Genomic DNA, 11,073 nt, shown 5'->3' on the forward strand with positions numbered 1-11,073 from the left:
TAAAAAGAAAGCCGCAGAGGCGGCTTTCTTTTAGGTTAGTAATAAAACCAACGTTATTCTGTACGACTAGTCACTTCAAGTAAGTGGTAGCCAAACTGAGTTTGCACAGGACCTTGTACTTGATTAATCGGTGCTGAAAATACCACTTTATCAAATTCAGGAACCATCATACCAGGACCAAACTCACCTAATGCACCGCCATCCTGACCTGAAGGGCAGTTTGAATGTACCTTAGCTAACTCAGCAAAATCTTCGCCTTGTTCAATCTTGGTTTTTAAATCTAAGCACTGCGCTTCGCTGTCTACTAATATGTGTCTTGCACTTGCCACTGTCATAAAATCTCCCGTTTCAAGGTGGTGTTTTTTTAATCAAATCTTACGTTATTCTAGTTCAATAATAACTACTTGTACCAGTATAAAATTAAATATCTGAAATTGCTTGTTCTATTGCTTTAACTAACTTGTCTGAATCAGGCTTGGTTTTGCTATTAAAACGTTCAACCTGTTTGCGATCTGCAGATACAAGATATTTATAAAAGTTCCAATTTGGCGAACTCGTTTGTGCATTTAAATGTTTAAATATAGCATTAGCATCACTGCCTCTGACTTCGCTGGTGGCAAACATCGGGAAAGTTACGCCGTAATTTACAAAGCAAACTTTAGCGGTGTCTTTTTCGTCATCTTCTTCTTGGAAAAAATCATCAGAAGGAAATCCCAGTATCACTAAACCTTGATCTTGGTATTTTTGATATAGCGCTTCTAGACCTTCAAATTGTGGCGTAAAACCGCAGTTGCTTGCCGTATTGACTATTAATAAGGGTTTATTCTTGAATTGACACAAATTAATGCTCTCTTTAGAGCGAAGTTTGCGCATAGTAACATTAGTGAAGTCATCACATGATGTAGCCTCAACCTGCTGTTGGCTTGTTTGCTCTGGCTGTGCATAAACACTACAACTGAGTATTGCGCAGCATAATAATAATTTTTTAAACATACCGATTCCTTAACTTGTTGTGGCTGATCACCCTAGATGGCAGTCTACCGTTTATTTTGCAGTAGTGTCAGTTTAACTCATACGTTACTATGCAATGAATTGATCAACAACCGCTAAAAACAAAATGACAATACGATTAGCAAATAGTAATGATTTAGCCGCTATAGTTGCAATTTATAATGAAACAATCGCAAGTAGAATGGTTACAGCCGACACCGAACAAGTAAGCATAGCAGACAAGCAAAGTTGGTTTAATAGCCATACCGAGCAGCGGCCTATTTACGTTTATGAGCAAGACTCGAAGGTGATAGCTTGGCTTAGTTATAAGTCATTTTATGGCCGTCCAGCCTATGATGGTACGGTAGAGGTCAGTATTTACATTACAGCCGATGCACAAGGTCAAGGGCTTGGTAAACGTTTACTTACTTTTGCCCAAGAGCAAGCTAAGCCATTAAATATTAAAGTACTACTGGCATTTATATTTAGTCATAATATACCGAGTGTTAAATTGTTTGAGCGTTTTGGTTATCAACGGTGGGGAGAGTTGCCTAATGTAGCAATTATGGATGGCAATCACTACAGCTTAACTATTTTAGGTAAGCACTTAGGGTAGCGGTACTCCCAAAAAATAACCTCTTTGATTATGTTAATGCAGAAAACTTAGGCTACGCTTTTACAATCTCAAGTTGATGAAAAGCGTGGTCAAAGCTGTGCGGAAAATATTGATAGTTGATAGCAGTAGCATTTTAGCGATGCGAATAAAAGTATTGCTCGAATTGATTGGCTGTGAAGTTGAGTTGATTCATTTTTCAATGCTACATGAGTGCACTGCGTTTAGTTGTTATGATTTAGTGGCTGTGGCTCATGGCGTTCCATTAGCTACCGCAAATTCTTTAGTAACGCAGATCAATCAAGATCGTTTTTTGCTTCTCGCCCCTAAAGTTGAAAACAATGAACAACTTTCTTCATTTAGTGATCTTAATCGGCTGGTGCCAAATGCTATTGTAATTTATCCATTTTTTGCGAATAAAGAAATCAGCACCTTGCTGGAGAGTGTTTTAGAGCTTGGCTCCGATAGTGTTTTAGTATTACCAACGGTATTGCTGGTTGATCATATCCCCCAGCGGCTTGAAAAAATAGCAAATAGCCTGTTAGGCGCCCATATTAAAACGATTACAGCTCATAGTATTAGCTCTGCGGTAACTCAAGCGCAAGGGCATGAAATTGATCTGTTATTGAGTGATTTTAGTCTGCCTGATGGCTCAGGTTTAGAAGTGTTCGCCGCTCTCAAAGTACTATATCCGCAATGTCGCTGTTTGTTATTTACCTCAAAACCAAATCAAGTGTCGATGATTGAAGCAATTCGTCAAGGGGTGGAAGACGTATTGGTTAAACCGATCAATGAAAATATGATACTGCAATCTGTGCATAAACTTTGGCAAACTGAGTTGCTAAGACGGCATAACACAGAGTTAGTTGAACGTCTGCAAGATACCGTTGATGCACTTATTGAAAAGGATAGCTTGTTACGCGTTATTTATAAGCACACACCTGATGCGATTATGTTATTTGAGCGCAATGGTGAAGTGATTGAAGCAAACGATGCTTGCTCTAAACTCTTTAATTTACCTGCAAAAATACTTAAAGGTAGCTCAGTTTTTACTTTATTAGATACGATGTCTGCTGAGCAAATTAAAGAAAAAATAGCGACGTTAAATAAAAATCGTCAATTTAGTTGTGATGTATATCTGCCAATGAAAGAGGGAGAGGCTATCCCATTAGTTGGTTCGTTTAATGAGATTGACCATCATGGTAATATTGCACTCGCGGTTATTTTTAAGAATGTTACTCATCTTAAACTTAAAGAGGAGCTGTTGCTCGAGGCAAAAGATATGCTTGAAGAGCAAGTACGTGCCCGAACATCGCAGCTTGAGCATGCTAAAAATGTCGCCGAGGCAGCAAATCACAGTAAATCAGAGTTTCTTGCTAATATGTCCCATGAATTACGTACTCCTATGCATTCAATATTAAGTTTTGCTCGCTTTGGTTTAGATAAACTCGGCAGAGGTGATATTTCAGTTGAAAAGCTACAGAAATATTTATCTCGCATAGAGTGTAGTGGCGAGCGGCTGCTCTCATTACTTAATAATTTACTCGACCTATCTAAACTCGATGTTGGTAAGTTCCCTTTTAATCCGCGCCCGCATAACCTGAGTAATATTATTAAAACCAGTATTGATGATGTGTCAGGTACCGCTATGGAAAAAGAGATTGAAGTACAGTATTTGCCACCAAAACCGCCTATTATAATTGACTGTGATGAAGAGCAAATAAATCAATTATTACGTAATATCCTCGGCAATGCGTTGAAATTTAGTGATCAGCATAGCCGTATTGAAGTCGTTTTAACTAATCAACAAGGGCAGGCAATTATTGAAGTGATTGATAGTGGTATAGGGATACCTGATGATGAACTTGAGTATGTGTTCTCAAAATTCGTGCAGAGTAGCACAACTAATAGCGGTGCTGGTGGAACAGGGCTTGGTTTAGCCTTATGCCGTGAGTTTGTTTCATTACATGAAGGAGTTATTTCTGCTCATAACAATAGCTCAGGAGGCACGACGATTCACATCGCTCTGCCTTTAGAAATAAAAAGTTTCAGCTAAGCAATAATAAATTACTTAGCCTTACTGGTAAGAGTTTTTTTTACGACTAAACTATTAATATGAATTATGAAATGGATGACAATTATGCCTGTAACGAGAATTCTAGCTGTTGATGATGAGCCCTTTAATTTAGAAATTATAGAAGAAATATTATTAGATCTTGATTTTGAATTAAAGATGGTTAGCAGTGGCCCTGAGTGCCTCAGTATCGTGGAAGAGTTTGCGCCACAAGTAATTTTACTTGACGTGAGTATGCCACAAATGAATGGTTATGAAGTATGTAGAAGACTAAAAGCAAACCCTCGTACGGCTCATATCATAGTCATGTTTGTATCAGCCAGAGGCACAGTAGAGGAGCGGATGGAAGGGTATGCTGTAGGTGCTGAAGATTATATTGTTAAGCCATTTGGACAGGATGAACTTAAATCGAAACTGAAAATTCTTAATCAAGTACTGATTGAAAAAAAATCGTTAGAACAGCAAATTGAAGAGGCCACATCAACTGCATTCAATGCTATGGCAAACAGTAGTGAAATGGGGCAAATAGTTAATTATATTGAGAAGATTGGTATGATTAACAACACCAAAGCGCTTGGGGAGGCCCTAGTTCATTGTTTAAGATCGTTTGATTTACAAAGTAATATTGAGTTTAGAGTTATTGCTGATGCTCCTGAGCACTTTGCCCTCAATGCTACGTGTTCGCCAATTGTAATTGAGTTGTTTGATATGCTCAAAAATAAGGGCCGCTTACATGAGTTTTCTCACCGTATCTTAGTTAACTATGAATTAATTAGTTTATTGATTTTAAATATGCCAGATCACGATCCTGATAAGCATGGCCGGATCCGTGACCATGTGTGCTTTATTGTCAGTGTCACAGAGCAACAGCTACGAGCAATCATGACTCGTGAAGCTTTACAGTCGCAACAAACAAAGCTAAATGATGCAATTACTATGGTGAATAGCAAGTTTCATGGCTTAATTGAGCTGTTAAATGAAAACCGTAAGAGTAATGAAGCGGTGTTCAAGCGTTTACAAGAAGAGTTAGAACAGCGTATTCCATCAATGGGGTTAGACGAAGATCAAGAAGTGTTTATTTATCAGAAGGTAGATCAAGCGATTCAAAACTCAGTTGCCCGTGAAGAGTCTGTGCAGGGAGTGAAAGCCGCTTTTCATGAAATTGAGCAAGACCTATCTATCTTATTGAAAAAGTAACACTAAATAATCAAGGGGTGTGAAGCTACGCATCTCTTGGTAAGCCCTTTTCTACGATACGTATCAAACGGGCGGTTTTTCGTAGCAATTTATCTTGTTTTGAGCGTTGTTGCTTAAGCGCCCACTCTATATGCTCTTTTACCAACTCGGTTGATTGATCATAGCTGGCGCTAAGCGCGTCAACGATCGATTGGCTAAATTGCGCATTACCTAAACCTACAGCAATATTTCGTAGCCAGCGCTGATGGCCAATTCGACGGATCGGACTGCCTTCGGTATTTTTTAAAAAGGTAGCTTCATCCCAACTAAATAAATCAAGTAAATCTTTATCTTTTAGTTGTGTTCGTGGATGAAAGTCGGCTTCATCGGTAATTTGCCCGTAGCGGTTCCATGGGCAAACTAATTGGCAATCATCACAGCCGTAAACGCGATTACCTAATAGTGAGCGATACTGCTCAGGGATTGGTCCTTGCAGCTCAATAGTAAGATAAGAAATACACTTGCGTGCATCAACCACGTAAGGCTCTACAATTGCGCCGGTTGGGCATAAAGTAATGCAGGCTACGCATTTTCCACATCCCTCAAACTCATTGGGCTTATCAATTGGTAAAGGGATATCAACAAATAACTCACCCAAAAAGAACCAAGAACCGGCTTCTTTATTGATTAGCAAGCTGTGCTTTCCACGCCAGCCTAAACCTGCTTTTTCAGCAAGTTGACGTTCTAATACTGGTGCTGAATCAACAAATGGCCGATAGCCTAATTGACCGATTTGCAGCTCAATTTTTTGACCTAATTTCTTTAATCGATTACGCATCAGTTTATGATAATCACGCCCTAACGCATAACGACTAATATAAGCTTTATCGGTATTTTTGAGGGTTTTAGCAAAGCTTGCATCGGGGGGTAGGTAATTCATTTTTACTGATATAACCCGCACAGTACCAGGGACTAGCTCCGCAGGGCGAGCGCGTTTCATTCCATGAGCGGCCATATATTCCATATCGCCGTGATAGCCTAAATCAAGCCAGCGCTGTAATTGTGCTTCGTGTTTGCTTAAATCAATGTCAGTGATGCCAACTTCAGCAAAGCCAAGTTCTTTACCCCACTGTTTTATATCAAGGGCTAACTGCGTGTGATCGGATATTGAACTACTCACATGGGTACATCATTAAGAAAAAATAACGGCGCAATTTAACACATTTACAGCGCAGTTAAAACGCTTGTACTTAGACAAAACGCTTTAACTGCTGCTGAGTTTGCTCACTTAGTTGTTGTGATAATTGACAATCACTTAACGCTACATCAATTTGTGCTTTTGCTTGGCTGCCTAATGCAACGATTTGTTCAACTGATTGATGGGTTTGATTTTGTGTCTGTTCGAGTAAGTGCACAGCGCTTACAATTTGCTGTAATTGTTGTTGATTGTGTTCAAATTCAACAAGCCGATCGGTAAATCCATGGGATGTATTACTAATGGTTGTTTCTGCATTATGTGAATAACTGACAAGTTGCTCAGATTCTTTATTTGTTTGATTTACTAAAGAATCCATTTGGTTGATGAAATCGCTGATCTGGCGAGTTGCATCACTTACTTTAACCGATAAAGTTCTTACTTCATCTGCTACAACCGCAAAACCACGACCTGCTTCACCCGCACGAGCGGCTTCTATTGCAGCATTGAGCGCCAACAAATTAGTTTGATCTGAAAACTCTTCAACCATTTTCAGGATGCTACGAATATTCTCGCTGTTTTGTTTTAAGCCAGAAATCGTTTCTGAAAAACTGCTCAATACATGACTAATCGATTTAACTTGAGTGACTAGTTTTGTGAGTTCTTGTGCTGAGTGTGTAACAAAGTTTAAATGCTCTGCGTTTACTTGATGAACATCATCGGTATTGGTAACGATACTTTGCAGACTATCAGTTATTTGATTACTGGCTGCGGTTATTGTTTGGCTAAAATCAATTTGTTGTTCGCTTAGCTGCGCCGTATGTTGCATTGACTCAGTCACTTGATTATTACTTTGTGCGCTGGCCTGCGAACTTTGGTAAGTGGTAGCGAGTAATTGGCTTAGATGATCAGTAAAGGTATTGTACTGTTGGCTGATCTCACGAAATTCATCATAGGTAAAGTGGGGGAGTTTAGCTGCTAAGTTTGCATCTTGGCGGTTAATTTTTATTAAAGTATCACGCATTGCTGTAACTGGGCGCACGATCAGAAAGCGCATGTAAAAGAGTGTAAAGGCAAAGCCGGCAATAATAATCACCGTGAGTAACCAAAATAGGCTAGTGTCTGCGTCTTGCGTAGTTAGACTTTTATATAACCAAATCAAAGTAATAGCTTGGAAAAAAAATACAAAGCTAAGATTGCCAACAATCTTTCGGGTTAAAGTAAAAAAGAAGCTTTGTTCTATAAAGTTATAAATACGCATATACCCACTCATCAATTGCCCGCTCGGCTGTTGTATTGTTTTACTCAGTATCGTTCAAATTCACTTTAATTCAAGAATATAGGATGAACGGCAGCCATTTTTGATAACTACAGTGAGTTTAAAATCATTTTCGTGTTGCATGGGTAATTAGTAAAAATTCCGTCGACACCAAAACTCAGCATTAACTCAATATCTTCTTGTTTATCAACCGTGTATGCATAAACTTGTAAGCCGCGTTGTTTGGCATCCGTGACAAACTCATGGTTAATAAAGTTTTTATCAACATGAATACTAAACGCCTGTAAGCGCTGGGCAAATTCAGCATAGTTGATAGGAATGGAGCCCGTTAACGCGCCAATTTTTAGCCAAGGTAGTTTTTGTTTAAGCCACATTAATTGATGATGATCAAATGAAGAGACTAACAGCATGTCCTGAGATAGTTTGTTATTAACGATATTTAACTCAATCAGCTCAACAAATTTATCCAACGAGAAAGTGTGTTTTAACTCAAGGTTTAAGAGCACTTTATTGGCTGTCCAATCAATAGTTTGCTGTAGGGTTGGGACAAATTCGCCATTGCCAGCATCAAAACATTGAATTTGCTCTCGGGTGAGTTTATTTATTTTGCCACGGCCGCTGGTGGTGCGATCTAGCCAAGTATCATGGATGATCATGTAATCATCCAAACAGCTTTGTACATCGACTTCAATACCATCGACTTCAATTTCGACTGCTGCGGTTATCGCACTCTGGGTATTTTCTGGATAAGTGCCACTGGCGCCGCGATGAGCAAAAACTTTTATCATAATGTGTGTTTCCGAGTAACTGACCATGTTTCGTAAAATGCTGCACTGATCACTAAAGCACCGCCAAGCAGGGTCTGTAGTGAAGGTTGTTCATGCAACAGCAAAAAAGCTAAAAATGTGCCGTATAAAGGCTGTAAACAAGAAATAAGTCCCGCTGTTGATGCTGATAAATACTGTAAACTTGCTGCAAATAAAGAGTGCGGAGTTGCAGTAAAAATTACGCCAGCGACGAGCAATAACCCTAGATCTTGGTTCGATATATTAATCACTGGTACTTCAATAAAAGCACATAATAACAAGCTAGCCACTAATGTTTGATAAAACATAGTTTGTGGCCCACCGTAGTGGCTAAAGTATCGCTTATGAACAATATTTCTAAATGCGAAAAAAAATGCTGAAATAACACCTGTTACCACGCCTAAGGTGACATCATTACCCATATCTGCATTTGGGGTCAGCAAATAGATCCCAGTTATTACTACACCTGCGCTGAGCAAATCGTTTACTTTGGGTTTACTACCATTAAAGAATGGTTCAATAAATACGGTGAGCACAGGGTAAGTAAAAAATGCAATCATGCCAACCGCAATCCCAGCCATTTGCATACCAGCAAAGTAGGTGACCCAATGTATACCTACAGCAGCTCCTAACAACAAAGCAATTAAGTAATCTTTAGCACAGCTGAGTTTAATTGCTTTTTTTTGCCATAACAGCAATATCATAATAGCCAGACCCGCGATGGCTGCGCGGTACACGGTAATATCTAATGCGTTTAGATTTATTAATTTGGCAAATAGTGCTGTGCCACCAAAAAGTAATACCGCAATGTGTAAATAAACTAAACTTTGCTGTTGGGGTTGCATGTAAATTCGCTCTGCTATTTTTTACTATCTTATCACTGCTCATAATAAGGTGAAATTTTTAAAACATGACAAATGTCAGCAAAGTTGATGACATTTTACACTCTTATTTTTTTTAGCGGCTGGCATAGTTATCGCATTCAACTGGAGGTAATTATGAATGCTTTAATTTTAATCAGTTTATATATCAGCGATTTTTTTGAAATATATAGTTTTAGTATTACTTTCGCCGGTTACTTTATGCTGTTATGTGTTTTTGTGTTATTTAGTAAAAACATAATTATAAATAAAACGATACACTTGGGGTATTAGTATGAGTTCACTTGACACGGTTGCTGAGCAAATCGATAAAGGGTTTTGGAAGTATGGACATTTAATTTTTACTGGCTTTTATTTGTTGCCAATTATGATTAACTTTGCAAATTTAACCGCAAACAACATTTTTATGTCCTTAGCTTTATATATTGCTTTTATTATGCTCTATGTAAAAGCAATAAATTGCCAAGATACCGATACTACTAAGTTAGTTATTGCTATGTTGTTAGTTTGTTTTAGTGCTACTTTTTATACCTCAGGCACACCGACATTATTTGGTTTCGTTGCCTACATTGTCGGTTATGCATATAGTAAACTGCAACGAATTTTTTCAGCGTTAGCGGTCATTTTAACTGTTTTATTAAGTGCATATATTGGCGATATTGCAAAAGTAGAATACTTTCTCGCTATATCTTTAATTTTATGTGCTGCCTTATTTAGCTACGGTATAGCTGCAAAAAGAGAGCAGCAATATAAAATCCGCGAGCAAGAAAACGCCACGCAATTAGAGCAATTAGCAGCAATTGCTGAACGCGAGCGTATTGCTCGCGATTTACATGATATTTTAGGTCATTCTCTTTCATCAATTGCTTTAAAAGCAGAGCTTGCTAATAAATTAAATCAAGGTGAGCGTTACACACAAGCAAATACTGAAATTGCCCAAGTTGCAGAGCTTGCAAGGCAGCTATTGAGTGATGTGAGAAGTGCTGTCAGTGATTTAAAACAGCTCAATCTTGCGAGTCAAATTTCCCAATTGAAACAAAGGCTAACCGAACAAGGTTTTGAGGCGGATTTTAACGTCAAGTTAAATGCGTTACCTGCGAAAGTAGAAGGCATAGCAAGTCTTATAATTAAGGAGGTTGTTACTAACTTACTACGCCATAGCAGCACCAAGAAATGTATAATTAGCATAACGCAAAATCAGCAGCAATTAATAATCAATGTGATTGATCATGCACCAGGCAGCTCAATAAAACCTGGAAATGGCTTAAATGGCATTAAAGAACGAGCAGAGCAGCTAGATGGTAAGGCTACATTTACCTGTGAGGATAACTTTAGTTTAAATGTAATGCTGCCTTTAACAGCGAAGGGTTTCTAATGATCAAGGTGTATTTAGTAGAAGATCAGGGGCTTGTGCGCGACGCAATCGCAGCATTATTAAGTCTAGATTTTAATATTGAGGTAATTGGTCAAGCAAGTAACGGGCAAGATGCATTAACAGCCATAAACATGCTAGACAGTAACTCTCTTCCTGATATTATTTTAACCGATATCGAAATGCCTAGCATGAACGGCATCGAACTCAGTGAGCAAATTGCATCAAAATACCCTGCTATAAAAATAGTTATTATGACCACCTTTTCGCGAGCGGGTTATATTAGGCGTTCTTTAAGTGCTGGCGTTAAGGGCTTTATTTTAAAAGAAGCCCCGAGCGATGAATTAATTAGCGCGCTTAAAAAAGTAATGCACGGGCAAAAGGTTATTGATCCTGAGCTTGCTATTAACGCATTAGATGATACTGATCCGCTGACAGATAAAGAACGAAAAGCATTACAACTCGCAAGTGAAGGGTTGAAAACAGCCGATATTGCCGCAAGGTTATACTTAAGCGAGGGCACGGTACGTAATTACTTATCAGACGCTATTGCTAAATTAAATGCCATAAACCGAGTAGATGCAGCGCGTATAGCCAAACAAAAAGGTTGGTTATAACGCCGTAATAAGCTGTTTAAAGCAAGTAAAAGCGCTTTCTTAAAAGTTTCATAGCTTTTGCCTGTCTCAT

General features: G+C 38.6%; 11 protein-coding genes. 5 read left to right on the forward strand and 6 right to left on the reverse strand.

Annotated features, from left to right (window positions below):
- Positions 1-53: 53 nt before the first annotated feature.
- Entirely contained in the window at positions 54-335 is a 282-nt protein-coding gene (locus H5180_RS17755) for a peptidylprolyl isomerase (protein WP_149980623.1), read from the reverse strand.
- Positions 336-420: 85 nt separating this feature from the next.
- Positions 421-993, reverse strand: coding sequence for a glutathione peroxidase (locus H5180_RS17760; RefSeq protein WP_182731635.1), 573 nt, complete (start codon positions 991-993; stop codon positions 421-423).
- 124 nt (positions 994-1,117) lie between these two features.
- Between H5180_RS17760 and H5180_RS17765 the strand changes: the two genes are divergently transcribed.
- The 3 genes from H5180_RS17765 to H5180_RS17775 all read left to right on the forward strand — a co-directional run bounded on the left by H5180_RS17765 (position 1,118) and on the right by H5180_RS17775 (position 4,874).
- Positions 1,118-1,606, forward strand: coding sequence for a GNAT family N-acetyltransferase (locus H5180_RS17765; RefSeq protein ID WP_182758751.1), 489 nt, complete (start codon positions 1,118-1,120; stop codon positions 1,604-1,606).
- Between the two features lie 76 nt (positions 1,607-1,682).
- Positions 1,683-3,659: an ATP-binding protein gene (locus tag H5180_RS17770; RefSeq protein ID WP_182731633.1), complete on the forward strand. Its 1,977-nt coding sequence runs from the start codon at positions 1,683-1,685 to the stop codon at positions 3,657-3,659.
- Between the two features lie 84 nt (positions 3,660-3,743).
- Positions 3,744-4,874: a PleD family two-component system response regulator gene (locus tag H5180_RS17775; protein WP_182758752.1), complete on the forward strand. Its 1,131-nt coding sequence runs from the start codon at positions 3,744-3,746 to the stop codon at positions 4,872-4,874.
- A 25-nt stretch (positions 4,875-4,899) separates the two neighbouring features.
- On the opposite strand, the gene queG is transcribed toward H5180_RS17775, so the two are convergent.
- From queG to H5180_RS17795, 4 genes are all read right to left on the reverse strand, one after another.
- A complete protein-coding gene (gene queG, locus H5180_RS17780) occupies positions 4,900-6,033 on the reverse strand; it encodes a tRNA epoxyqueuosine(34) reductase QueG (protein WP_182735138.1) in 1,134 nt (377 codons plus the stop codon).
- A gap of 70 nt (positions 6,034-6,103) precedes the next feature.
- Positions 6,104-7,321: a methyl-accepting chemotaxis protein gene (locus tag H5180_RS17785; RefSeq protein ID WP_182758753.1), complete on the reverse strand. Its 1,218-nt coding sequence runs from the start codon at positions 7,319-7,321 to the stop codon at positions 6,104-6,106.
- A 95-nt stretch (positions 7,322-7,416) separates the two neighbouring features.
- Positions 7,417-8,112 carry a glycerophosphodiester phosphodiesterase family protein gene (locus H5180_RS17790; RefSeq protein ID WP_182758763.1) on the reverse strand — a complete coding sequence of 232 codons (696 nt, stop codon included), beginning with the start codon at positions 8,110-8,112 and terminating at the stop codon, positions 7,417-7,419.
- Positions 8,112-8,978, reverse strand: coding sequence for a DMT family transporter (locus H5180_RS17795; RefSeq protein ID WP_182758754.1), 867 nt, complete (start codon positions 8,976-8,978; stop codon positions 8,112-8,114). The genes H5180_RS17790 and H5180_RS17795 overlap by 1 nt, the downstream gene beginning before the upstream one ends.
- A gap of 310 nt (positions 8,979-9,288) precedes the next feature.
- On the opposite strand from H5180_RS17795, the gene H5180_RS17800 reads away from it, so the two are divergent.
- Complete coding sequence (locus tag H5180_RS17800) at positions 9,289-10,389, forward strand: sensor histidine kinase (protein ID WP_182758755.1); 1,101 nt, start codon at positions 9,289-9,291, stop codon at positions 10,387-10,389.
- The gene (locus H5180_RS17805) at positions 10,389-11,003 is read left to right on the forward strand and encodes a DNA-binding response regulator (protein ID WP_182718062.1); all 615 of its coding nucleotides are present in this window, start codon (positions 10,389-10,391) and stop codon (positions 11,001-11,003) included. The genes H5180_RS17800 and H5180_RS17805 overlap by 1 nt, the downstream gene beginning before the upstream one ends.
- The last annotated feature ends 70 nt before the right edge of the window (positions 11,004-11,073 follow it).

This window comes from Pseudoalteromonas sp. SR41-4, assembly GCF_014163985.1.
Taxonomy (GTDB): domain Bacteria; phylum Pseudomonadota; class Gammaproteobacteria; order Enterobacterales; family Alteromonadaceae; genus Pseudoalteromonas; species Pseudoalteromonas rhizosphaerae.